19 protein-coding genes and 1 pseudogene are annotated in these 22,716 nt (G+C 71.4%); 6 read left to right on the top strand and 14 right to left on the bottom strand.

Translation table 11 applies throughout. From position 1 onward, the window contains the following. Positions 1-30 precede the first annotated feature (30 nt). Entirely contained in the window at positions 31-1,317 is a 1,287-nt protein-coding gene (locus Dsi01nite_RS16225) for an LCP family protein (RefSeq protein ID WP_203846978.1), read from the bottom strand. A gap of 236 nt (positions 1,318-1,553) precedes the next feature. On the opposite strand from Dsi01nite_RS16225, the gene Dsi01nite_RS16220 reads away from it, so the two are divergent. Next, a complete protein-coding gene (locus tag Dsi01nite_RS16220; RefSeq protein WP_203846977.1) occupies positions 1,554-3,119 on the top strand; it encodes a DUF2142 domain-containing protein in 1,566 nt (521 codons plus the stop codon). 352 nt (positions 3,120-3,471) lie between these two features. On the opposite strand, the gene fxsT is transcribed toward Dsi01nite_RS16220, so the two are convergent. The 5 genes from fxsT to Dsi01nite_RS16195 form a co-directional block, all read right to left on the bottom strand. Then, on the bottom strand, positions 3,472-7,422 hold the full coding sequence (fxsT, locus tag Dsi01nite_RS16215; protein WP_203846976.1) for an FxSxx-COOH system tetratricopeptide repeat protein: 3,951 nt from the start codon (positions 7,420-7,422) through the stop codon (positions 3,472-3,474). A 12-nt stretch (positions 7,423-7,434) separates the two neighbouring features. Next, positions 7,435-8,145, bottom strand: coding sequence for a TIR domain-containing protein (locus tag Dsi01nite_RS16210; RefSeq protein WP_203846975.1), 711 nt, complete (start codon positions 8,143-8,145; stop codon positions 7,435-7,437). Positions 8,146-8,321: 176 nt separating this feature from the next. Next, entirely contained in the window at positions 8,322-8,648 is a 327-nt protein-coding gene (locus tag Dsi01nite_RS16205; protein ID WP_203846974.1) for a hypothetical protein, read from the bottom strand. Continuing rightward, the gene (locus Dsi01nite_RS16200) at positions 8,645-11,266 is read right to left on the bottom strand and encodes a trypsin-like serine protease (RefSeq protein WP_203846973.1); all 2,622 of its coding nucleotides are present in this window, start codon (positions 11,264-11,266) and stop codon (positions 8,645-8,647) included. Before Dsi01nite_RS16200 ends, Dsi01nite_RS16205 begins: the two co-directional genes overlap by 4 nt. Next, positions 11,253-11,588 carry a CU044_2847 family protein gene (locus tag Dsi01nite_RS16195; RefSeq protein ID WP_203846972.1) on the bottom strand — a complete coding sequence of 112 codons (336 nt, stop codon included), beginning with the start codon at positions 11,586-11,588 and terminating at the stop codon, positions 11,253-11,255. The genes Dsi01nite_RS16200 and Dsi01nite_RS16195 overlap by 14 nt, the downstream gene beginning before the upstream one ends. A gap of 162 nt (positions 11,589-11,750) precedes the next feature. Here Dsi01nite_RS16195 and Dsi01nite_RS58710 point away from each other — a divergent pair. Beyond that, a pseudogene (locus tag Dsi01nite_RS58710) lies at positions 11,751-12,022 on the top strand (transposase); the annotation flags it as partial. A 99-nt stretch (positions 12,023-12,121) separates the two neighbouring features. Here Dsi01nite_RS58710 and Dsi01nite_RS16185 read toward each other — a convergent pair. From Dsi01nite_RS16185 to Dsi01nite_RS16155, 7 genes are all read right to left on the bottom strand, one after another. Next, positions 12,122-13,495: a WD40 repeat domain-containing protein gene (locus tag Dsi01nite_RS16185; RefSeq protein WP_203846971.1), complete on the bottom strand. Its 1,374-nt coding sequence runs from the start codon at positions 13,493-13,495 to the stop codon at positions 12,122-12,124. Further along, positions 13,492-13,995 (bottom strand): SigE family RNA polymerase sigma factor, encoded by a 504-nt coding sequence (locus Dsi01nite_RS16180; RefSeq protein WP_203846970.1) that lies wholly within the window; start codon positions 13,993-13,995, stop codon positions 13,492-13,494. Before Dsi01nite_RS16180 ends, Dsi01nite_RS16185 begins: the two co-directional genes overlap by 4 nt. 68 nt (positions 13,996-14,063) lie before the next feature. Beyond that, positions 14,064-15,137 (bottom strand): NAD(P)-dependent alcohol dehydrogenase, encoded by a 1,074-nt coding sequence (locus tag Dsi01nite_RS16175; protein WP_203846969.1) that lies wholly within the window; start codon positions 15,135-15,137, stop codon positions 14,064-14,066. 32 nt (positions 15,138-15,169) lie between these two features. Next, positions 15,170-16,018, bottom strand: a complete 849-nt coding sequence (locus tag Dsi01nite_RS16170) for an SDR family oxidoreductase (protein ID WP_239135924.1) — start codon at positions 16,016-16,018, stop codon at positions 15,170-15,172. Positions 16,019-16,038: 20 nt separating this feature from the next. After that, positions 16,039-16,473: a VOC family protein gene (locus tag Dsi01nite_RS16165; RefSeq protein ID WP_203846968.1), complete on the bottom strand. Its 435-nt coding sequence runs from the start codon at positions 16,471-16,473 to the stop codon at positions 16,039-16,041. Positions 16,474-16,656: 183 nt separating this feature from the next. Beyond that, complete coding sequence (locus Dsi01nite_RS16160; protein WP_203846967.1) at positions 16,657-17,433, bottom strand: alpha/beta hydrolase; 777 nt, start codon at positions 17,431-17,433, stop codon at positions 16,657-16,659. 35 nt (positions 17,434-17,468) lie between these two features. After that, positions 17,469-18,137 carry a DUF4097 family beta strand repeat-containing protein gene (locus tag Dsi01nite_RS16155; protein ID WP_308442052.1) on the bottom strand — a complete coding sequence of 223 codons (669 nt, stop codon included), beginning with the start codon at positions 18,135-18,137 and terminating at the stop codon, positions 17,469-17,471. Between the two features lie 217 nt (positions 18,138-18,354). Between Dsi01nite_RS16155 and Dsi01nite_RS16150 the strand changes: the two genes are divergently transcribed. The 4 genes from Dsi01nite_RS16150 (at position 18,355) to Dsi01nite_RS16135 (ending at position 21,722) form a co-directional block, all read left to right on the top strand. Next, the gene (locus Dsi01nite_RS16150) at positions 18,355-19,092 is read left to right on the top strand and encodes a GbsR/MarR family transcriptional regulator (RefSeq protein ID WP_203846966.1); all 738 of its coding nucleotides are present in this window, start codon (positions 18,355-18,357) and stop codon (positions 19,090-19,092) included. 32 nt (positions 19,093-19,124) lie between these two features. After that, positions 19,125-20,321, top strand: coding sequence for a cytochrome P450 (locus Dsi01nite_RS16145; protein ID WP_203846965.1), 1,197 nt, complete (start codon positions 19,125-19,127; stop codon positions 20,319-20,321). Positions 20,322-20,354: 33 nt separating this feature from the next. Further along, positions 20,355-20,762: an NUDIX hydrolase gene (locus tag Dsi01nite_RS16140; protein WP_203846964.1), complete on the top strand. Its 408-nt coding sequence runs from the start codon at positions 20,355-20,357 to the stop codon at positions 20,760-20,762. 93 nt (positions 20,763-20,855) lie between these two features. Beyond that, positions 20,856-21,722 (top strand): S41 family peptidase, encoded by an 867-nt coding sequence (locus Dsi01nite_RS16135; protein WP_203846963.1) that lies wholly within the window; start codon positions 20,856-20,858, stop codon positions 21,720-21,722. 12 nt (positions 21,723-21,734) lie between these two features. Here Dsi01nite_RS16135 and Dsi01nite_RS16130 read toward each other — a convergent pair whose 3' ends face one another. Beyond that, positions 21,735-22,652, bottom strand: a complete 918-nt coding sequence (locus Dsi01nite_RS16130) for a LysR family transcriptional regulator (RefSeq protein WP_203846962.1) — start codon at positions 22,650-22,652, stop codon at positions 21,735-21,737. Positions 22,653-22,716 lie beyond the last annotated feature (64 nt).

Here is a 22,716-nt window from a genome sequence, read left to right as displayed (position 1 = left end):
TGTCCCGCCGACCTTCACCAGGCCGGCCGGTCAGCCACCGGCGACCAGTTGGGGATGCGCGGCGAGGAAGCTCCTGACCTGGTCGGTGCGTACGGCGGCGAGCAGGTTGACGGTGGTCTGGTCGAGGTCTTCGGCGGTGCCGTTGCCGGGCGACTGGTTGAACGTGCCCTCGTTCGACTTGATGGTGACCACGTCGTCGCCGCTCACGCCGCGCATCGCGAACGCCCAGTCGGCCAGGTCGATGCCGCCGCTGTCGATGGTGATCGCCTTGCCGGCGACCTCGAGGACCTTGTTGAACCGCATCGGGTTGGTGAGCACGTCCTTGCTGAGCATCCCCTTGAAGACGGCCTTGATGAACTGCTGCTGGTGGCGTTGCCGGTCGTAGTCGCCGTTGGGCAGGGTCTCGCGTTGCCGGACGTAGTCGAGGGCCTGCCACGGTGCGAGGTGCTGGTAGCCGACGTGGTAGGCCACCGGGGTCACGCCCGGAACCGGGTCCAGGCCCTGGCCGCCGTCGTCTCTGGTGTACTGCCGGAAGGGGACCTCGGTCCCGCCCTTGCTGTTGCGACCGATGCTCACGGACGTGGTCTCCTGATCCACGTACATGTCGACCCCGCCGAGCACGTTGACGACCTGTTGGAAGCCGGTGAAGTCGACGATCGCCGCGCCGTCGAACGTCACCCCGCACAGCTTCTTGATCGTCAGGGCGAGCAGCTCGACGGCATGGCTGCGGGCAGCCGGCCCGGTGAGGCCGTTGCCACCGAACGCGTACGCGGCGTTGACCTTGTCGTCGCCGCCCAGGTACTGCCTGGCCCCGTTGTCGTACGGCGGGATCTCGACCCAGGTGTCCCGAGGGATCGAGACCAGGTACGCGGCGTCATACGTCGCCGGGATGTGCAGGATGATGATCGAGTCGGAGCGTACGGGTTCGTGAGGGTCCTGGCCGGGGCGGGCGTCGACACCGATGAGCAGGATGTTCTTCGCCCCTGTGACTGACGCGTGGCCGGGCTGCTGGGCCTGGTTGCCGGTGTCGCCGAGCAGGTTCTGCTCGACGACGCCGCGCATCGCGTACGAGAACAGGGCCTCCTTCGCCACGAGCACCGCGCCGGCCAGCACTGCCAGGATCGTGCCGAGCACGATGCTCCACCGCGCCCACGACGGATCCTTGGGCCGTGCGCGCTGATCCCGGTCGGTCGTCACGGCTGCCCGGCCGCGCGCGGGGGCGGGCCGGTCGGTCGTCACGGTCGCCCGGCCGCGCGCGGGGGCGGGCCGGTCGTCGACCGAATCACCGGATCGGTGCGGTTCATCCGGAGAGGTCACCGGGCCGGCTCCTGTTCGCGAGGTACGTCGGACAGGAGAAACCTACGGATCAGGTGGACCGGCGGCCGCGGCGTCTTGCGACATCAACCCTGATTTCCACCCCCAACGAAACCGGTGCCCGGGTCCGCACGGCCGGTGTATCCCGTCTGTGCCCGGGTACGAACGGGCCGCTCGCAACACGTATCCGTCAACGAACGTCACTCACGGGGATCCCATGCCGGTACTTCCCGCCCTCCATGCGGCGCAGTAGCGTCGCGGGGCCCGCGCCGCGGTGGTGGCTCTACCTGCCGGCGTTCTTCCTGATCGCTGCGGGGTGGGCGGTCGCGCTGCCGGTCAACGGCACGTACGACGAGAAGGACCACATCGCCCGTGCGTACGCCGTGACCACCGGACAGCTCATCACCCACCGCACGGTCGTCGACCGGCGCGACGACCGCAAGCCCGCGTTCCTGGTGCCGGCGAGCCTGATGCCCAGCAACAGCAACGTCGACTGCGCCTGGGCGCCCCGCCCGGCGCGCTCGGCCGACTGCCAACACTGGACCACCGACCGGGCCCTCGTCCTGACCCCGAGCGGGGCGGCCAGGTACAGCCCGGTCTACTACCTGCTCGTCGGCGCGCCGCTGGTGCTCGCGCCCGACCGGACCGGCATCCTGCTCGCGCGGCTCATCTCGGCGCTGGCCGCGGCCGCGCTCCTGGCCGGCGCGGCCGGCGCCGCGCTGCGGCTCGGCAGCCGGGTGCTCGCGCTCGGTGTCGTGCTCACCGCGACGCCGATGGCGGCGAACCTGGCCGGCTCGGTCAACCCGAACGGCCTTGAGATCGCCGCGGGCGTCGCCGTCTGCTGCGCGCTGCTCGCCCTGCTGCGCGCGCCCGACGCACGGCTCGGCGACCGCGCCGTGCGCCGCCTGCTGGTGCTGGTCGGGGTCGGCTCGCTGGTGCTGCTCACCGTCCGCCAACTCGGGCCCGCGCTGCTGATGCTCATCGTGGCGGCGTGCCTGGCGCTGGCCCGCCCCGGCCGCATCGCCAAGCTGTGGCAGCGCCGCGAGACGCGCTGGATCGTTGCCGGCTCGTGGTCGCTCGGCCTGGCCGGTTCGCTCGGCTGGATGGCGTACTCCGGCGTGGCCGGCGTCGCTCCGGTCGCCCGCGACGCCCAGCACCTCGCCCCGTCGGAGCTCGCGCAGGTCCTGGTCACCCGGCGCATCCCGTTCTATCTCAAACAGGTCGTCGGCCAGTTCGACTACGGCGAGACCAAGCCGCCGCTGGTGGTCATCGCGGCGTGGTGCCTGCTGCTGGGCGCCGTGGTGGTGCCGAGCCTGATCCACGGCGGCCGCCGGCTCATCCTCGTCGCCGCCTCACTCGGCACCGCCTGCCTCGGTCTGCTCCTGGCCCTGGAACTGCACTATCTGCCGATCATCGGCTGGTTCGCGCAAGGCCGGTACGCGATGCCGGCAGCCGCCGGCGTGGTGCTGTGCGCCGCCTGCGCGCCGCAATTCGAGCGCCGCCTTGCCTCGCGGCACCGGCTACGCTCCTACTGCACCGTCCTGACCGGCGTGGCCGCAGTCCTGCACGTGTACCTGCTGGCGTTCGTGATGACGCGTTTCCAGTCCGGCCCGGGCGCGCACCTCGACCCGTTCGCAGGCGCCTGGCGGCCACCGTCCGGCGCGCTGCCGCCGTTACTGGCGGTGCTGGCCGGCGGCGCGATCCTCGCGGTGCTGGCCGCGGTGGTGGCCGGCGACAGTCCGCGTGGTCCCGTCCACGCACCACCGGATCAGCACGCGTTGCCGTCCATGCCGAACGTCCGGTGACACGCTGCCTCCGTCAGGCGCGGCGTCACGCCGGGATCGCGGAGTCGACCGGCGCATCGGCAGCATCCGACGGTCCCGCCGATGGGCGGCTGCGCAGGTGGATTCAACCGATGGTCGCAACACCTTGAGGTTGGAGGTGTCGATGGGTCGGCCGGCGGGATGGATGCAGGCGTTGACGGGCAGGTCGGCGATGAGGTCGCCGGGGGCGCCTGCGCTCCGGCGAGACAAGGGCATGCGCAAAGGTGGTGTTGTCCGGTTGCGGGTCGAGCCGGGTGCGGCGCACTTCGGCGCGGTGGCGATCCTGCCGGCCAGGCTCGACTGGCTCGCCAACTGGTCGTAGCACCGGCGCCGTTCAGAACGGGTGCGGGTCGATGACGCGGCGCAGGAGGCGGCCGCGGCGCAGCGCCTTCACCGCCGGGTGGCCCTGGCCGACCCGGCCGGCGAACGCGTCGATCGCAGCGTTCACCCGCTCCTGGTAAGCGTGGCCGTGCACCCGCAGGTCGATCAGGGCCAGGTTCGCCTCGCACCGAAGGGTGTGCGGGTGGTCCCGGCCGAGCACGTCGGCGAGGTCCTTCGCGGCGTCCGCCATCAGGGTCCGCGCCGTCTCGAAGTTGCTGTCGTCGGCCTCGACCACGGCTAGGTTGATCTGCGCGGCCAGTGAGTAGGGGTGCTTCGGGCCGAGGACCTCCCGCATCCCCTCCATCGCCGCACGGGCCAGCTCCCGGGCGGCCCGCAGGTGTCCCTGGGCGCGGCTCGCCGCGGCCAGGTTGTTCACGCAGACCAGCGTGTGCGGGTGGCGGGAGCCGAGCCGCTTCTCATACGCCTCACGGACCGCCCTGATCTCGGACCCCGCGTCGTCCAGCTCCATCTCCAGGCGGGTCACCGAGCGGCTCAGCCGGCAGGCGAGGGTCTCCGGGTGGTCCGGGCCGAGCTCGGCCTTCAGGTCGTTCCATGCCTGGTCCAGCAGCCGGCCGGCCTCCTCCGGGCGGCCCGCGCTGCGCAGCGAGATCGCCAGGTTGGCCCGGGCGTTGACCACGAAGCGGGAGTTGGCGCCCATGACCACGGCGTACGCGTCGCGGATCTCGGTGAGCAGGTTGATCGACTGTTCGAACTCGCCGGCCTCCCGCAGGTCCCGGCCGAGCGAGGTGCCGGACAGCAGCGTGCTGGGGTGGTTCTCCGGCAGCAGTTCCTTGCGGGCCTGATACACCTGCCCGTCCAGGCGCAGCGCCTCGCTCAGGTTGCCCATCAGCCGGTGCGAGACGGCGAGGTTGCTCAGCGCGTTCAGGGTCCGCGGGTGGTCGTCGTCGAAGCCGGCGCGCCACGCGTCGTAAGTCCGCTTGTCCTGCTCGAGGGCGTCGGCGTAGCGGCCGAGGCTGCGCAGGTCGGCGGCCAAGCTGCCGGCGGTCATCAGGGTGTTGAGGTGGTCGTCGCCCAGCAGCGCGCGCTGGTCGTCCAGCACCTGCCGGTCCAGTTCGAGGGCCTCCTTGAAGGCGCCCATGTCGCGCAGGATGTTCGCCTTGTTGAACCGCAGCTGCAGCAGCTGCAACTGCAGCGCCCGCAGCGCCTGGTCGTCGCCGTCGGTCGTGGCGGCCTCGTCGAGGGCCCAGGTCCACACCCGCTCGATCTGCTCGGCGATCTCCAGGCCGCGGGCCGGGTTGCCGCGCAGGAAGAAGTAGCGGACCCGGTCGATCAGCAGCTGGCGGACCGGGGTGCTGACGCAGCCCTCCGCGCCGGAGACCTCGATGTGCGGCCAGAGCATCCGGTACCGCGGCCAGTGCGCCGGGTCGTCGACCTCCATCGACACCTGGACGTCGGCGATCAGCAGCAGGTGCACCTCGTGCCGGGTCTTGGACAGGGTCTCCTCGGACATGCGGGAGCGCACCACGTACTGCAGCAGGCGGTGGATCTCGACGTGCCCGCCGCGGACCCGGTCGGCGCCCGGCGCGCCGAACTCGCCCTGGTTGTCCACCCGGACCAGGGCGAACCGTTTGATCTGCTGCACCAGGCGGTTCAGCATGAGCAGCATGGTGCTGGACGTGACCGTCGGGTCATCGCCGAGCAGCTTCGCGGCCATCTCGCGGCTGTAGATCAGGTCGAGAGAGATCTCCGGCGCCATCACGGAGCACAGCTCCATCATTCGGTACGCGGCCGGTTGTTGGCGTTGCAGCTGGTCCAGCGACAGCTTCCAGGCGGCCGCGATCCGGTCGAGATCGCTCTCGGAGCCGAGCAGCCCGAGGTTGCCCTTCTCGATCGCCTGCAGGTACTCCGCGACCGGTGAACCGGTCTCGTCGAGCCAGGCGGCGGCGGCGGCGATGGCGATCGGCAGGTTGCCCAGCAGCTCCGCGATGCGCGCGGCGTCCGCGTCGCGGAGGCCCGGCAGGCGGGAGCGCAGGTGCACGACGCTCTCCTGCTGGCTGAACACCTCGACGGGCACCAGCATGGCTCGGTCGCCCCAGACCGTCGTCTGGGAGATGACGACGACGTGCCCGCGGCCGGCCGGCAGCAGCCCCTCGATCTTGGCCGGGTCCTCGGCGTTGTCGAAGAACAAGAGCCAGCGGGGGTACGGCTCACCCCTGGTCAGCGCCTGTTTCACCGCCTGCGCGGCCTCGGTGGTGCCGCCGGGCAGTGGGATGCCCATCCGCAGGCCGAGTTGCTGCAGCTGCTCGTCGACCTCGACGGTGGTGGCGTCCGCGTCGATCCACCAGACGGCGTCGTACGCGTTGCGGTACCGGTTCGCGTACTCGATCGCCAGCTGGGTCTTGCCGATCCCGCCGAAGCCGTGCAGGCCGACCAGAACCGTCGACTCGCTGTCGCCGCGCAGCCGCTCGCGCAGCGTGTCCAGCTCGGCCTCCCGGCCGGTGAAGCGCCAGTTGCGGGTCGGTGCCTGCACCACGTCCGGCGGCTGGGCCGGGAACCGGGGCGCGCCGATGAGCAGGTCGGGGGTCGGCGGCGCGACGCCGACGAGCCGCAGGATCCGGTCCGCGGCGACGAGGGGGTCGAAGCCGCCGACGCGGGTGGTGTTGGCGGCGTCACCGGACCCGGCGGGCGGCTGGTTGCCCGCGACGTACACGATGAGCGGCGCCCGGCCGAGCGGGCCGTAGGCGTCCGGCCGGCCGGGGTCGCCGGCGCCGGCGGTGGCGCTGATGAACAGGTGCCGGGCGGCGTCCGCGGCGCCCTGCGGTGACCGGCCGGCGCCGGGGTCGTTCACCCGGATGCCCGACTCGCGCAGGATCCAGCCGATCCACTCGGCCCAGACGGCGCCGTTGCGGTCGTACCGCAGCGTCACCTCGGTGTCCACGAGCGCCACCGTCCGCACGAACCGGGCCCGCACCCGCGCCCGGTCCGCCTGGTTCATCGGCGGCAGGTGCGTCACCGACCCGCCGGTGATGTATCTGGTCATCGTCTCGTAGGCGGCCAGCATCGTCCCGGGCTGCTGGCGCTCGTCCTCGAACGTGGCCAGGGTCTCCTCGTAGGCGTAGAAGGCCCGGTACGGCACCTCGACCGTCGTCCAGTACGTGTCGCGGTCGGCCTCGCTGAGCACGTCCGGCAGGCCGGCGAACCGTTGCTTCGCCATGAGCTTGCCGGTCTCGGCCTTCTTCTGCTCGGCCGGGTCGATGCGCATCGGCACCGGCAGGACCCGGATGCGACGGGGCCTGGACTTGCGGCTGATGGACTGCGCGACGTTGGCCGCGCCCTCGATGCCCTGCTCGCTGAGGGTGAAGCAGGTGATCAGCATGTCGGGCAGGTGCACGGTGCAGATGTCCGCGACGTCGCTGAGCCCGGTGCGGCTGTCGATGAGCGTGTAGTCGTAGTTGGCTTTCATGTCCTCGCGCAGCGCGTCGAAGAACGAGCCGCCGTCGAGCTCCTCGTAGAAGTCGTCCCAGTTGAGACCGGAGATCGACCGGCTGTAGTGGTGGTTGTGCCGCCCGGCGGACAGGAAGTCGAGCATGCCGCCGTTGTCGAACTCCCACCTGATCGTGAACGCCTCCTGGCTGATCCGCGCGTAGGCGGCGTGGTCGAGCTCGTGCGGCGCGTCGGGGTCGTCGACCGCGGCCTCCCGGGCGGCCTGCTCATACCGGCGGATCAGGTCGATGACCCCGCCGGTGCCGGCCAGCATGCTGTCGGAGATGAACGGCCGGAAGAACCGGTGCAGCCCCGGTGACTCCAGGTCCCAGTCGACCACGAGCACCCGGTGCCCATGCGCGGCGAGGATCCAGGCGACGTTGGCCAGAGCCATGGTCCGGCCGGTGCCACCCTTGAACGAGTAGAAGGTGACCACCTGACCGTTGCGGCTTTCCGCCATCTCAGCGATTCCTCATTCGTCAGCGTCGCATTCATCGGCGTCAAGGATCCGGATGCGGGGCGCGAACGGCCGGACCCGCTGGTGCTGCCGTCGCGCCGCCTCGTGCCGCTGCACCGCCGCCGCGATCAGCTCGCGGCCGGCGGCCGCGTCGGGCGGCCGGACCACCACGGCCGGCGGCGGACGCCCGTCGGCGACGGCGACGATCCACTCGCCGAGGAACGCGAGCACCTGGCGGTAGACCTCCTCGGTCTGCTTGCGCCGGCTCAGCGCGAGGAGCCCGGATTCGACGTACTGCGCGATCGTGGGTGCCATCGACGCGGCCTGGGCCAGCTCGGCGGCGCCGCCGTCGCGGGCCGGCTCCCACACCACCGGCAGGATGCGCGGCTCGGCAGCCTCCTTCGCGGCGGCGGTGAACGCGTCGCGCTCGGCCAGGGCCTGCTCGTCGCTCAGGTAGCCCTTGGAGTACAGCGCCACGAAGACCCGGGCCCGCTCCAGGGCGCGGCGCACGGCGTCCTCGCGCTGCGCGGTGCTGCAGGAGCGCACCTCGCCGATCCGCCAGCCGAGCTGCGCCCGGGGCCGCTTGTCGATCTCGCGGACGAGGTCGTGGAACACGGCCGACACCCAGTAGTCCCGGTCCAGTGCGGAGTCGCCGGCATCGTGCCCGTGACTCAGGAAGAAATACACACCGTCCGCCTGCAACTGCGTCTGGGAATCGACCGTCATCACTTCATGGCCTGGCCATCCACATCACGCCCTTGCTGTCACCCGCGCGTTGCGTGGACATCACCATACGTTGGGTGATGGCCAGAAGCCAGCGCCGGAAAGGATCAACGGTGCCGAACCATCCAGTCGACGGCGAAGTCCACCGATCGACGTATCGACAAACCCGGGCTTCGGATTCATCGGGGCCAGCTGTCGACGGTCTGCGTCAGGTGCGCCACGAACTGCTCCCCCGCGGGGGTCAGCGCGCCGGAGCCGGCGAGGGCCGCGGCGGCGGTCGCGGACCCGCCACCGGCGACGGCGACGACCAGCGCCCGGGTCAGTGACACCTGCGTGTCGGCGAGGAATGCGACCGCGTCGGCGTCGGTGCGCCCCGAGCCGATCCGCTCGAACAGGCCGTCCGGCAGGTGCTCGTCGATGCGGCCGTCCTGCGCGAACCCAGCGGCTGGCACCGGCGGGGACGCGGCGTCGCGGTCGTTGAGACCGCTGCCTCGCCACCAGCTCACTCATCGGTGTCAAGGATCCGGATGCGGGGCGCGAACGGCCGGACCCGCTGGTGCTGCCGTCGCGCCGCCTCGTGCCGCTGCACCGCCATCGCGATCAGCTCGCGGCCGGCGGCCGCGTCGGGCGGCGCGGCGATCCGGGGCCGGGAGGACCCGCCGGTGTCCCCGAAGACCTGGAACCGCCGCCACAGCTCATCGGGGACCGGCGGCGCGGGCGTCCCGACGCGCACCCGCACGAACCAGTTCGGCAGCAGCGGCAGCACGGCCCGCAACTGCGCCGCCGCCGCGCCGGTCAGGGCCGCGTCCACCAGGAACACCCCGGGGCAGGCGGCGTACTGCTGCCGGTCCACGAACTCGGTCACGATGACGTCGTGCACGTCGCGGCCCACCAGGGCGGCAAGGTGCTCCGCGGCCGCCGCCAGCCGCTCGGAGTCCGACCCGGCGAACCGGGCGATCACGAAGCGGCCGGACTTGCGGGCCAGGTCGCCGATCCGGTTGTAGGACATGGTCAGGTCGAACAGCGCCGCCACGCGGCGCGGCGACTGCCGGGCGAGGACCTCCAGGCGCTTGGCGAGGACACTGGCCAGCAGCCGCTGCAGGCCGATCGCGATGTCCAGCCGGCCGGGCCGCCCGGCGACGCCGCGCGCCTCGTGCTCGGCCCGTTCCACAAGGTCGGTGTGGCAGCTGAACAGCGCCTCGGCGATCCGCCCGGCGCTCACCGCGTCCGTGGCGGCGAGCCGGGCCAGCAGGTCCAGGCTCCGCGACACCTGGGCGTCGTCGGGCAGCGCGAGGACCGAGCGCAGCAGCGCAGGGCCGCCGTCGTCCTGCTCCGCGAGAGTGGTGGCGACCAGGACCTCGCCCAGCCGGTCGGGGCGCAGCGGGTTGATCCGCGCGGAGCCGTCGTACAGCCCGCGCAGCCACTGCACGGTCCGCCGGCGCAGCCCCGCCGCGCCGGGCTCGGCGAACACCGGCAGCACCTCGAGGAGCGCCTCGCCCCGGCTGTCCCGGTCCGCCCCGGCGAGGGTGGCGAGGGCGACGGCGGTGCGCCGTTCCTGGTCCGTCAGCTCCGGCGGGGCGGCCAGGCTCCAGTAGCGCTCCTCGTGGTCCAGTGCCCGTTCGACCGGCATCCGGTCGGTGTCCGGCGCCCCGCCGGCGGGTCTGCCGGACAGCGCGTGGTCGAACGCCTCGAGGAGCACCTCCAGGGGCACCGCGTACCGGTCGGCGGTCAGATCGATCCTGGGGATCGCCAGCTGCGGCGGGTCGGGGAACCAGGCGGCCCGGAACGCCATCACGGCCGCCTCGTAGAGCCGCCGCCGCTGCCCGACCGGGATGCCGCCCACGTCGAGCGGATCCGGGGCGTCGTTGAGCACGTTGCGCAGCTGCACCCCGGCGGCCTTGCCGATCTCGCGCAGCACGTCGGTGTCGCCGGCCGTGGTGCGGCTCAGCAGCAGCACCCGCACCGGGGCCAGCTCCGACGCGCGGATCTGCAGCCGGCCGAGCAGCACCCGCAGGTCACCCGCGGCGAACGCCTCCACGTAGTCCAGCACGATCAGCCGGGGCAGCGGCACGTCGGCCACGTCGAAGCCGGTGTCGGCGGCGGCCGCCGGTCCGTCCCAGAACCCGGCCAGCCAGCCCCGACCCTTCATGATCTTGCACAGCTCGATCGCGAACCGGGTCTTGCCCGCGCCGCCCGGTCCGGTGAACCGCCAGACCTCCATGGCGCTGGCCTGCTCGCACCAGCGCTGCGCCTCCTCCAGCTCATGGCCGCGGAACAGGTACGGGACCACCCCCGCGTCGGCCAGCAGCATCTCCGCCGGCAGCGACCTGGGCTTGCGCTGGAACCTTGCCAGGGGCGGGGCGAGGGACGTCTCCGCGGCCGGCATCTGCAGCACCCGGTGCCATGACGCGCGGTCGGCCAGCACGGCCGCGACCCCCAGCCCACGGACCTCCCGGAGCTTCTCGGCGAGGTCCTGCGGCACTCCCGTCAGCTCGCCGAGCAGCGCGCCGACCGGCGTGGCGAGGCCGCCCAGGTCGGTGTCCACGTCCCGGGAGCTGACCACGACCCCCACGACCCCCCGCTGCACCGGGCACACCAGCGGCGCGCCGGACAGCCCGGGGGCCGCCTGGCCCGCCTTCAGCTGCAGGTACCGGTCGCTGGTCTCGCCCTCGAAGTCGAACGTCGCCGGGCCACCCGACGGCGTCACGCCCGGCACGCGGACCGGATACCCGTACGCGTGGCAGGTCTTCACCGGGTGCCGGTCGTCCAGCCACACGCACGGGTGCCGGCCGACCCACTCCTGCGTCGGGCGCAGCCGCACCAGCGCGACGTCCGGGAACGGCCACACCCCGGTGCCGTTGCCCGGCGCGGACCGCACCACGACCTCACCCTCGACGCCGTCGGTGCCGACGTCCTCGTCGCTCGGGGTCACCGACACGACCGGCAGCTCACCGCCCTCCACGAGGTCGTACACCACGTGCGCGGCGGTCATCACCCACCCGGGCGCCACGAAGAACCCGCTGCCCAGCAGCCGCCCGTGCGGGTGGTTGATCCGGACGGTGTGCCGCCGCAGTTGCCAGGATTCGACCGTGGTCTCGTTGGCCAGCCAGCTAAGCCCCGTCATGCCGCTCGGAGTTTTTCCAGACCAGCGTCACTTTCAGGCTCGCGTCCGCGCCGCCCTCGACGACCAGGCCGGTCAGCTTGCCGGCCCGGGCGGTCAACGACAGTCCGAACTCGACGGTCGCCTCGGCCGGCTTGACCACGTCCCACGCCTGGGCGAGCTCGCCGGCCACCGCCTCGATCGTGCGCCGGACACCGTCGAAGGAGAACGCGTCGTGGACCCCGACGGTGCGCGGGCCACCCCCCTCGGTCAGCTCGGCGTAGAACTCGACGTCGCCGATCCTGACCAGCTGTGCGGACCTGCGCCGCGGCTCACCGGGTTGCATCGCGCACCCTCTCGACTCACCACACTCGGCACCGCAGGGTCGCGGCACTCCCGATCAAGCGTGCCGAGCACCCCGGGCCGGCGCAACCCCCCGGACGGCGCAACCACATCGACCCCGGCGTGTGGTGGCTCAGGGCCGGTTCCCGGTCAGGTCGATGCGGACGCGTGGAAGGCTCGGCATCCGTCAGTGTCGGGGCATCAGGGCGTTGCGAGTTGCGGGAGATCGTGAACTCGATCTTCTATCAGAACCGGACGGGTTGTCAGTGGGCGTATCTGCCGCATGACCTGCCGCCGAACTCCGCGACGTACTACTACTTCGCGGTGTGGCGTGATGACGGCACCGACCAGGCGATCCATGATCTGCTGCGCTGTCAGGCGCGCGAGAAGGCCGGTCGCCGTGAGGATCCGTCCGCGGTGGTGCTGGACACCCAGTCGCCAGCGAGGTGGCCGCCATCGAGTCCGAACTCGCCGACCTGGCGACCACCCGCCAGACGCTGGTCAACGGGTCTGCGGCGACATTGCGTACGCCTCGGTTCAGTTGCCGGTAGGCGGCGTGCCGGTGGGCAACCGTCGGGACCGGCGGCGGATGAGCCACCACACCAGCACGGCGACCCCGATGGTGGGGACGCCGACCGTGAGCATGAACCATGCGGGCCACGGGCCGCGGTGTGCCCAGCCGGCGTCGCGCGCCGTCACCCCGGGCAGCAGGGCCGTCGCCAGTTGCAGGTCGAAAACCTGGCACGACTGGGTGCCGAACTCGCACGACGAGCCGGTGTCGAACCGGGACAGCACGCGGCGGGTGCCGGCGCGGAGGTCGGCCAGGGCGATCGTCAGGTGCCCCACCGCGTCGGCGTCCAGCACCAGGACCTGCTCCGGGGAGCTCCAGCCCAACAGTTGCACGGCGTCGAACGAGGGCGGCAGGGGGCGGCCCACACCAGGCGCCGGCACGAAGGTCAGGGTCTGCCGCTCGGTGAGGTACGTGTCGTGGCCGGTGTTGCCGTCGGCCTGGCCGCCGACGGGCATTGGCATGGTGGCGAAGGCGCCACCGTCCAGCGACCACCCGACGTTGCCCACGAGCTGCCGGTCGGCGGGAAGCTCGACTACCCCCGACGATGCGCCGGACGCGTCGAGCAGGTGCAGTTGCTTGCCGACCTGGACCGCGAGGCGGCGGCTGTCGGAGGCGAACGCCGCCGTCCATGCGGGGGTCGCGGTGGGCACCGGTGTGCTGCTGCCGGTGGTGAAGTCGAGGATCCGCAGCGTGCCGGTGCGGGCCACCTCGTGGTCGACGAAGTTGCCGGCGTTGTCGGTGTTCGCGGACACGGGTGCCGCGCTGTACGCCACGTACCGGCCGTCCGGCGACCACGCGAGGAGCCGCACCCCGACCGCCTGGCCGACGGGGACGGGCCGTTGCCGGCCGCTGGTCAGGTCCAGCAGCTGCAGGTCGGTGACGGCACCACGTTCGTCGCCGAACAGGACGCGGGTGCCGTCCGGGGACAGCAACGCGGCGGGCAGCTCACGGTCCTGCATCGCGGCGATGCGGCGGTACGTGTTCCCGTCGGCGCCGGCGACGAGCGGCTGGTGCATGTTGAACAGCTCGCCGTTGCCGTAGCCGTACAGGGCGATCGCCCGCCCGGCCGGGGATCGGGAGGCGTCGGCGGTGAGGACGGAGTACCCGGCGAAGCGGGACGGCAGGGTGGCCCGGGTGCTGGGTGTGGCCGGCTGTGACGGTGGCCGTACCAGCGGAACAGCGACGGCGACAAGGGCCAGGAGCACGGCCGCCCAGGTCGCGAGGGTCACCGCGCGGCGGCGGCGGGCGGAGCGGCGGGCCACGGTGAGGACGGTGTCGAGGTAGCCGGGTGGCGGTGGGGGTGCCTGCTCGTCGGGCAGGCTTGCGAACAGCTCTTTCATGGCAGGTCCGACCCTCCCGGCACGTAGTTGGGCAGCAGGCGGCGCAGGGCCGCGATCGCGTCGGAGGTCTGGCTCTTGACGGTGCCGGGCGAGCAGCCGAGGGCCGCGGCGGTCTGTGCCACGTCCAGGTCCTCCCAGTAGCGCAGCACCAGCACCGCCCGCTGGCCGCGGGTCAGCCTGGCCAGGGCGGCGAGCAGGTCGACGCGGTGCTCGAAAGCAACCGGTGGGGCGGGTGGCGGGGTCACCTCCGCGAAGGGGCTGACCCGGCGGCTCCAGGAGCGTTGCCGTTCGGACAGGTACGTGTGCACGAGCATGGTGCGCACGTAGGCGTCGAGCTCGTCGGCCGCCGACGCCCTGCGCCAGTGCCGGTAGAGCGCGACGAGACACTCCTGCACCAGGTCGTCCGCGCCCGACCAGTCGCCGCACAGCCGGTACGCCAACCGGCGCAGCGCCGGCAGACGTGTCTGCGCGTACTGGACGTACTCCCGTTCATCCCGCAACCCCGGCCTCCTTCACCCACTCTGAGTGGTGCGGGCCGCCAGTTGGTTGGGAACGAGTTTCCGGGAACTCAGTCGAACACGATGACCTGGCGGCCGACGACGCCGCCGCGGCCGAGGGACTCCAGGTTTTCGTTGATGTCCTCGAGGCTCACCTTGGTGATGTTATGCCTGATCTTCCCGGCCTCGGCGAGTGCCAGCACCTCGACGAGGTCGTTGTAGTTGGACCAGAACGATCCGTGGTAGGACAGCTCTGTTCCGACGAAGGGGAACAGACGGTGCTCGACGCGGTCGCTCATCAGCCCGACGGACACCAGCGCGCCTTCGGCGCCCAGCAGGTCGAACCCCAGTGAGACCGATGCCGTGGCGCCCGCGCAGTCCAGGATGGCGTCGACGGTGCGCCGGCCGGTGCGTTCGGCGAGCTCGTCCTGGATGGCCGCGACGGACCGGTCCCTGGTGTTGATCCCGTGGTGTGCGCCGTTCTCCACCGCGACGGCCAGCTTGCTGTCCGTTCGGCCGAGCGCGATCACCGTGGAGCCGCCCGCGAACAGCCTGGCGTACTGCACCGCATAGGCGCCCAGGCCACCGATGCCGGTGATGCCGACCGTGCGGCCCGGCCCGAGCTTGCCGGCGTCGCGGAGCTTCTTCAACCCGCGGTAGGGGGTCACGCCCGCGTCGGTCAGCGGCGCGAGCGTCTCCGGGGTGTCCGCACCGGCCCCGGCCACCGGGATCGCGGAGCGGTAGGGCACGGCGACGTACTCGGCGAATCCCCCGGGCGGGCCGAAGCCCACCCATCGTCCGTCGCCGCTGCACAACTGCTCGTTGCCCTCGCGGCACTGCCGGCAGGTGCCGTCACCCCAGCTCGGGTAGACCACGACCGGGTCGCCTTCGGAAAGGCGGGCCGCAGCCGGCACCGCGCTGCCCAGCCCCGCCACGCGACCGGCGATCTCGTGCCCGGGGATGTACGGAAACGGTACCGGGAACGGGTCCCTGAAGTAGCCGTCAACGAGCTGGTAGTCGCTTCGGCACATGCCCGCCGCGGCGACCTTCACCAGGATCCCGTCCGGGCTGATCTCGGGCACCGGAACCTCTTCGACCCGGAGCGGCTGCCGGTACCCGTACATCCGAGCGGCTCGCATCTGCATGATCTGCTCTCCCCAGCGGAGGATGCCGACGACTACACAGCGATCGGGGTTTCGGGCTCCATGTCGTAGGAGGCCTGAAGCTGCCTGGACCGGGTGCCCAAACCGTCCGTCGTCTTCCTGTCCCACGGCGCCTGCTGCAGGCGCTTGGTCTCGTCGATCATCTGCTTGGGTTCCAGGTTGCGATACGTGTCCACCTCGCCGGCGGCGACGGCGGTCATCGTGGCGTAGACCGGCTCGGGGTCGAACTGGGCGCGCGGAAAGGCGAGTTTCGCGTAGTCGAAGAGCCGCTCGGACGGGTCATCCTCCCAGCTCTGCCAGGTCTGGAACATTCGATCGTTGAAGCCGGTCAGGAACGGTCCGGGATTGACGGTGGCGACCTCGACACCGAACTCCTGCAGCTCCATCGCCATTGTCTCGGCGATGGCCTCGATCGCGTGCTTGGACGCCGCGTAGATACCCGTGAAGGGATTGACGTTGAGCCCCTCTCGCGAGGAGACCCACACGATACGTCCCTTGCCGCGCTTGACCATCTGCTTGGCGATGCCCTGGGTCAGCAGCAGCGGTCCGGTGACGTTGACCTCGAATTCCCGGCGGATGTTCGCTGCCGGGATGTCGAGCGTCGAGCCGCCCTCGCCGACGCCGGCGTTGTTCACCAGCACCTCGACGTCCCACGTCAACGCCTTCCGGCGGTCGCCTTCGTCAGTGACGTCGAGCTTCTCCACCTGCAGCCGCACGTCGCGTTGAGCTGCCTGCTGCTTCAGGGTCTGCACCTGGGCCCAGATCTCCACGGCGGCGATGACATCGAAGCCCTTCTCCGCCAGACGCATGGCCACCTCGTGTCCGAAACCAGTGCCGCATCCCGTGATAAGCACCCTGGTCACGTCAGTCTCCTCATCGATTGTCAGACGTCGACGGCTATGACCTCGAGCTGGTTGTTGTCGATGTCCCGGAACACGACCGTGGAGAAGGTGAACGGCTCCTTCATGCTCTGGATGCCGGAGTGCGCGATACCAAGGCTGTCGAGCCAGTCCGCCCAGGCCTGCAGGCCCTGACGACCGTCGACCTTCAGCGAGATGTGGTCCAGTCCGGTGCGGGTCTCGTCCATCTCCTCGCCCTGGTTGGCATTGTTGTGGTGCAGGCCGATCGTCAGTCCGGTTCGGGGCTCGACGACGAGTTCGGCGTATCCGCTCCACTCGCGCCCGTAATGCGCCAGCTTCCCTTCCACCACATCACCCTGAAAGACCTTCCTGTACCACTCGATGCTCTTGTCGAGGTCCCTGACGGTGAATGCGACATGATGCACGCCCTCGAATGACGGCGCGATTGTCCGGGTCATCGATACCTCCTCGGAGTTGCAGCCGAGCACCGTTCGAGACGCTACCCGCGACAACTGCCGACAAGCCGGGCCGGCGGAATCTCCTCCCGCCTCGAGCTGCCGAGAGGCCTTGACCACCCCTCGGGGTGGCAGCACCACGTCCCCCTCCCCCAGCTGCCGCTGGAGTGAGGGGGACGTCGTGGGTCACGCCGCGACCTCGCGAACCGCCAGGGCGATCGCCACCGCGTCCTTCTTGAGGATCGCGCCGTGGTTGCTCGCGACCTTCGCACTGATCTTGATGTTCGGGTTGCGCACGAGCACCTGGTCGAGGCTGGCCCGGATCCGCTCCTGCTCGTCGCCCTTGCTGCCGAACGACGTGCCCGACGCGACCACGTAGCGGGTCTGGACCTTGATCTGGTCCAGCACCGGGCCCAGCTCCCGCTCGCGGGACAGCTTGCCGAGCTCGATGTTGCTCTCGGCCTGCTCCGCCGCGCTCATCCGCGGCGCCAGGCCCGTCGCGCGCAGCGGCACGGTGAACCAGCTGATCCGCTTGAACAGCTTACGGATTCGCACCTCCATCGCGTCGTCGAGCCAGTCGTGCGGGAACGCGCCGTCGACCAGGACCGCACCGATGGCGCGCTGCGGGTTGCGGGCGGCCCAGTGCGCCCCGATGACCGCGCCGTAGGACCAGCCGACGACCAGCGCCCGGTCGACGTTCCTCGCCGCGAGCACGGCGTCGACGTCACGGACGGCGGCCTCGAACGAGTAGTCCGCGGAGCGCTTCGACCTGCGGCCCCGGGCCCGCTCGTCGTAGGTGATGTGCCGCCACTGCGGGCCCAGGTCGGCGATGACCCGGCCCCAGTAGCCCTGGGTGGCGAACTGGCCGTTGAGGTAGAGCACGGGGGTGCCGGTGCCGCCGGTGTCGGTGACGGCCAGGGCGGTGTCGTCGACGGTGACCATTCCGGTCCATTGCGCGGTCATGACTGCTCCTTTGGTTTTCGAGTGGGCTTGCGGGCTCAGAGGCTGCGGGCGGTGATGTCGCCCTGGCCGGTGGTGGCGCGGATGTCGAGCTCGGCGGTGCCGGTGTTCTTGAGGGCGTTGCTGACCCGGCCGTAGCCGGTGCCGGCGTCCAGCGCGGCCGACACCCCGGCCGCCGCGGCGACCGCGATGTCGCCGGACCGGGTCTGCAGCACGACCGTGCCGCGGACCGCCTCGGCGATCCGGATGCTGCCGCGGGCGGTGCTGATCTCCGCCGGCCCGCTGAGCCGGCCGACCACGACGTCGCCGTCGACCGCGGCGAGGCGGACGCTCGCCGCCTCGTCGATCTTGATCTGGCGGTACGCACCGTCGAAGGCGACGTCACCGAGCCGGCCGACACCCCGCAGCTCGGCGGCGGCGGACCTGGCCTCGACCCGCGAACCCACCGGCAGCTGGACGGTGACCTCCACCGATCCGGAGTGGCCGATGAGCTTGTTCCCGGCCTCGGCGGTGCGGACCCGCAGGACGCCGTCGGCGTAGTCGGCCGTGGTCATCCCGGCGGTGCGGACGTCGCGGTTCTTGGACGGGTCGGCCGGCCGGACCTCGACCACGGTGTCGGTGCGGTCGGCGGCGATGACCTGGATGCGCCCCGCGGGGATGTCCAGGACGGCGGCGATCGGGGCCGGGGTGTCGAAGTGCTGCATCATGCGCTCCTGGGTTCGTTCCGGGTGTTTCTGACGTTCGAAACGCTACGTTGCCTTTCCAGATCTCGCAACACAATCATTGCTTCACATCTGGATCATCCCAGCTCACGACACCTATTTCGTTGCAACGGGCTGGCGCCTAATGCAATGATCCGCTGCTGTTGCGTTGCATTGGCCTGCAAGGAACGCTACGCTGGGGGCACCACGAAGGGAGATCACCGTGCCGGGAGGCAGACTCACCCAGCAGGAACGCCAGAAGATCGCGCTGGGGCTGGCCGACAGCCTCGCCTACGCGGAGATCGCCAGAGGGCTCGACCGGCCCACCTCGACGATCACGCGCGAGGTGATGCGCAACGGCGGCCCCACCGCATACCGCGCCGACCTGGCCCACCGCGCCACTGAACACCGCGCCCACCGGCGCCGTCCCACCCAGCCCGCGGGCACCCCGGCCCCCGGCCGCGACGACGAGGCCGTGCGTGAGTACGAGGAGTCGTTCACCACCCTGTTCATGCAGCAGGGCCTGCCCAAGATGGGGGCCCGCGTCCTCGCCTGCCTCCTCGTCGCCGACGCGGGCAGCCTCACCGCGTCCGAACTCGTCCAGCACCTCCAGGTCAGCCCGGCATCGGTCTCCAAGGCCGTGGCGTTCCTCGAGGAGCAGGGCCTCGTCCGCCGCAGCCGCGACGAACGCCGCCGCGACCGCTACTCCGTCAACGACGACGTCTGGTATCAGTCGACGATCGCCAGCGCCCGGGGCATCGCCCAGGTCGCCGACATCGCCCGGCGCGGCGTCACCGTCCTCGGCCCCGGCAACCCGGCCGCCGTCCGCCTGGAGAACATCGCCCGCTTCAGCGACTTCATCAGCGAGAGCATCTTCCGCGCCGCCGAACAGGTCCGCGAGGTCCTCTCCACCAAGCCCGAGGTACACCCGTCGCCAAATCCGGCACCGCCGCAGACATAGCCATCGGCCGATGCGTCGGCGAGGATCGGGGCATGCGGTCGTATGACATCTTCACACCCGAGGCGATGGCCGAGCCGATGCCATTGCTGCACCGGATCCGGGCCGAGAGCCCGGTCAGCCAGGTCCCGCAGCTCGGCGCGTATCTGCTGACCCGGCACGCGGACATCGTCGCGGCGCTCAAGGACCGCCGGCTGGACACCGCCAACCTGGGCAAGGGCCTGGAGCGGCTGAGCGCGGCGGAGCAGGAGGAGCTGCTGCCGTTGCGCCGCTCGATCCAGCTGTGGATGGGGCACACCGACCCGGCCGACCATGTCCGTTTCCAGCAGCTGCTGAAGCGGTACTTCACGCCGGTCACCGTCGACGCCCTGCGCCCGCGGGTCCGCGAGATCACCCACGAGCTGCTCGACGCGGTGGCGCCGCACGGGCGCATGGACGTCGTCAAGGACCTGGCGTATCCGCTGCCGGCCAACGTCATCGCCGAGATCCTGGGCATGCCGACGGGCGACCGCCTGCAGCTGCAGGTCTGGTCCCGCGACATCCTCGCGGTCTTCCAGCTCGCGGACATGGACCGGCTGCGGCAGGCGCAGCGCAGCGTCCTGGAGATGCAGGACTACCTGCGCGTCCTGGTCGAGCAGCGGCGCCGGCAGCCCCGCGAGGACATCCTGAGCATGTTCGTCGCCGCGGAACGCGACGGCACCGTCACCGAGGACGAGATCGTCGCCAACTGCGTGCTGCTGCTGTTCGCCGGCCACGAGACCACCGCGGGCCTGATCGCCAACGGCCTGCGGCTGCTCTTCGACAACCCGGACCAGCTCGCGCTGCTCAGGTCGGACCCCACGCTCACCGCTCCGGCCGTCGAGGAGATGCTGCGCTGCGACGGCCCGGCCGGGGTGATCGTGCGGGTCAGCGGCGAGCCGGTCGAGGTGGCCGGGCACGCGTTCCCCGCCGGCGAGCAGTTCTACCTGGCCATGCTCGCCGGCAACCGGGATCCCGACGTGTTCGAGGAGCCGGACCGCTTCGACATCACGCGCAAGCCCAACCGCCACACCGCCTTCGGGATGGGCGCCTTCTACTGCCTGGGTGCGGCGCTGGCCCGGATGGAGGCCGACGAGTGCTTCCGGATCCTGCTGGACCGGTTCCCACACCTGCGGCCGGCGTACCAGCGCCCGGACCTGCACGTGGCCCCGCCGCTCGGCCACCGGCTGGTCACCCTCGACGTGGAGTTCTGACCTCTCGGTGCGTGGCTTTGGCATGATCTCGCTGTGGCCAGCTATGAAGTCGCGTTGGTGCTCCTCGTCGACCCATCGGGGGCAATCCTCATGCAGCATCGCGATGATCGGACCCCGGTCTCGCCGAATCAATGGAGCTTGCCCGGCGGCCATGTCGAGCCGGGTGAGACGCCGGAACAGGCGGCACACCGGGAGCTGCTCGAGGAGACAGGCCTCACGGTGGAAGACCTCCGACTGTTGTGGAGCGGCCCTCGTCCGTACGAGGCGGGCTTCCCGCACACGGTGACCATGCACGTCTTCCACGGCACGACCCACGCGGTACAGCGGGACGTGACTGTCGGCGAAGGACGGGCGATGGTGTTCATCCCGCAGGAAGACGTGCTCGACCGCGACCTGGCGGTGACAACCGCAGCGATCCTCCCCCTGCATCTGGGCCACTGATCCGCCTCGTGGCCGGTCACCGGCAGGACGGGTTCGCTGCGGGCGTAGCGGTCGAGGCTGCTGGACGCGGACCCGCTGCTCTACCGTTCGGTCATGTCCGACGCCCTGCTGGTGCATGACCTCGTTGAGCGGCTCACCGACTGGCTGGCCCGGCTGATGCCACCCGGCGCGCGCCGCGACGCGCTCATCGCCGTGCTCACCGAACGTTTTGATGCCGTGGACACCACGGTCACCGGCGCCGATTGCGTGGCGATCGAACAGTGTGCGTGGACGGTCTCCCGCCATCTCGCGCTCGCCTTCGAGCCCGGCGGCACCGCCCGGCCCGACACCGAGTCGCCGGGCTGGCCTGATCCCGACCCGGCCGTGGTCCGGGCCCGGGCCGCGTGCGTCTCGCAGGTGCGGCGGCTGGCGGACGGCACCTGCCTCATCAGCGTCGACGACCTCGACGCCGTCAGCCTCGCCCAGCCGTATCTCGACGCCGCGTTCGCCCTCGCCCACGGCTCCGCCCGGATCCTGCTCGACCTGCGCGCCAACGGGGGCGGCGACCCGGCGACGGTGGCGCACATCGCCGGCCGGCTGCTCGGCGATACACCGACGCAGCTGTCCGAGGTCGTCTACCCGGACCGGCGGCGCCAGTGGTGGACGCCCGCCCTGCCGTCCGGCACGAGCCTGCGGCAGCCGGTCGCCGTCATCGTCGGCCAGGGCACGTTCTCGTCCGGCGAAGCGCTCGCCTATCACCTGCAGGCACGGGGCAGGGTTGTCGTCGTGGGTGAGACCACGCCCGGTGCCGCCGATCACATCACGCCGATCCGGCTGGCGCCGACGGTCCTGGCGCACCTGCCCGAGGCCTACGTCATCGACAGCGTCACCGGCACCAACTGGGAGGGCGTCGGCGTCGTGCCCGACGTCGTCAGCCCGCCCGGCACGGTGATCGAGGCCGCGGTGGCGGCGCTGCACTGACGGCTGCCCGGTTCACGGCGCCTCGGCCGCGGCCAGGATCGTTCGCAGCACGTCCCGCGCCTGCGCGCGCAGCCACGCGTGGCCGGGGTCCGTGTCGTACCGCTGATGCCAGTTGCACACGATCGGCGGCGACGGCAGGCCCAGGGGTTCGGGCAGGGGTTCGGTGGTCAGCCCGAACGCCGCGATCAGCGGCCGGCACATGACGTCCTGCACGGTCAGCAGCGCGTCGCCGCGGCTGACGACGTGCAGGGCCGCCGCGGTGGTGCCGACCGCCGCCAGCACCCGGCGGCGCAGGCCGTGCGATGCGAGCATCTCGTCCACCGGGTCGCTCAACCGCCCGCGACGGGAGACGAGCAGGTGCGGTTGGGCCGCGTACGACTCCAGGTCCAGGCGCCCGACGCACGGGTGGTCTGCGCGCAGCGCCACGACGAGGCGGTCGTGACCGACGGTTTCGGTCCGGACCTCCGGCAGTTCCGGGGTGGTTGCGCCGATCTCCAGGTCCACCCGGCCGTGCCGGAGGTCATCGGTGTCCACCGCCGTCTCGGTGAGGAACCGCAGCCGTACACCCGGGGCCTGCGCGGCGATCGAAGCCAGCAGCAGGGGCGCGACCGCGGTGGTCAGCGCGTCGTGGCACTGCAGCGTGAAGGTGCGCTCCAACGCCGCCAGGTCCAGGTCGCGGCTCGGCGCCAGCACCGCGTTCGCCTGCCGGATCAGCCCGCTCACCTGCTCCCGGACCGCCAGGGCGTACGGGGTCGGGGTCATGAAACGGCCCGTCCGCACGAGGATGTCGTCGCCGGTCAGCCTGCGGATCCGGCCGAGCGAGCGGCTGACCGCGGGCGAGGACAGGTGGAGCCGCTCCGCCGCCCCCATCACGCTGCCCTCCGTCAGCAGGGCGTCCAGCGTGGTCAACAGGTTGAGATCCAGTTGCATGACGGTAAACCTTAGCTTCACAAGAGTGCATTGGACTTACCTGACGGCGCAACCAAGACTTGAG

The organism is Dactylosporangium siamense, assembly GCF_016862795.1.
GTDB lineage: Bacteria > Actinomycetota > Actinomycetes > Mycobacteriales > Micromonosporaceae > Dactylosporangium > Dactylosporangium siamense.
The sequence above is the reverse complement of the archived record's forward strand: the minus strand, read 5'-3'. Positions and strand labels throughout refer to the sequence as shown.

Excerpts from the sequence above, each read along its gene's own strand:
- Dsi01nite_RS16130 (WP_203846962.1), bottom strand. The coding sequence starts at position 22,652 with ATGCAACTGGATCTCAACCTGTTGACCACGCTGGACGCCCTGCTGACG.
- Dsi01nite_RS16165 (WP_203846968.1), bottom strand. The coding sequence starts at position 16,473 with ATGACCCGGACAATCGCGCCGTCATTCGAGGGCGTGCATCATGTCGCA.
- Dsi01nite_RS16200 (WP_203846973.1), bottom strand. The coding sequence starts at position 11,266 with ATGACGGGGCTTAGCTGGCTGGCCAACGAGACCACGGTCGAATCCTGG.
- fxsT (WP_203846976.1), bottom strand. The coding sequence starts at position 7,422 with ATGGCGGAAAGCCGCAACGGTCAGGTGGTCACCTTCTACTCGTTCAAG.
- Dsi01nite_RS16175 (WP_203846969.1), bottom strand. The coding sequence starts at position 15,137 with ATGCAGATGCGAGCCGCTCGGATGTACGGGTACCGGCAGCCGCTCCGG.
- Dsi01nite_RS16135 (WP_203846963.1), top strand. The coding sequence starts at position 20,856 with ATGTCCGACGCCCTGCTGGTGCATGACCTCGTTGAGCGGCTCACCGAC.
- Dsi01nite_RS16145 (WP_203846965.1), top strand. The coding sequence starts at position 19,125 with ATGCGGTCGTATGACATCTTCACACCCGAGGCGATGGCCGAGCCGATG.
- Dsi01nite_RS16185 (WP_203846971.1), bottom strand. The coding sequence starts at position 13,495 with ATGAAAGAGCTGTTCGCAAGCCTGCCCGACGAGCAGGCACCCCCACCG.
- Dsi01nite_RS16220 (WP_203846977.1), top strand. The coding sequence starts at position 1,554 with ATGCGGCGCAGTAGCGTCGCGGGGCCCGCGCCGCGGTGGTGGCTCTAC.
- Dsi01nite_RS16160 (WP_203846967.1), bottom strand. The coding sequence starts at position 17,433 with ATGACCGCGCAATGGACCGGAATGGTCACCGTCGACGACACCGCCCTG.
- Dsi01nite_RS16195 (WP_203846972.1), bottom strand. The coding sequence starts at position 11,588 with ATGCAACCCGGTGAGCCGCGGCGCAGGTCCGCACAGCTGGTCAGGATC.
- Dsi01nite_RS16155 (WP_308442052.1), bottom strand. The coding sequence starts at position 18,137 with ATGATGCAGCACTTCGACACCCCGGCCCCGATCGCCGCCGTCCTGGAC.
- Dsi01nite_RS16210 (WP_203846975.1), bottom strand. The coding sequence starts at position 8,145 with ATGACGGTCGATTCCCAGACGCAGTTGCAGGCGGACGGTGTGTATTTC.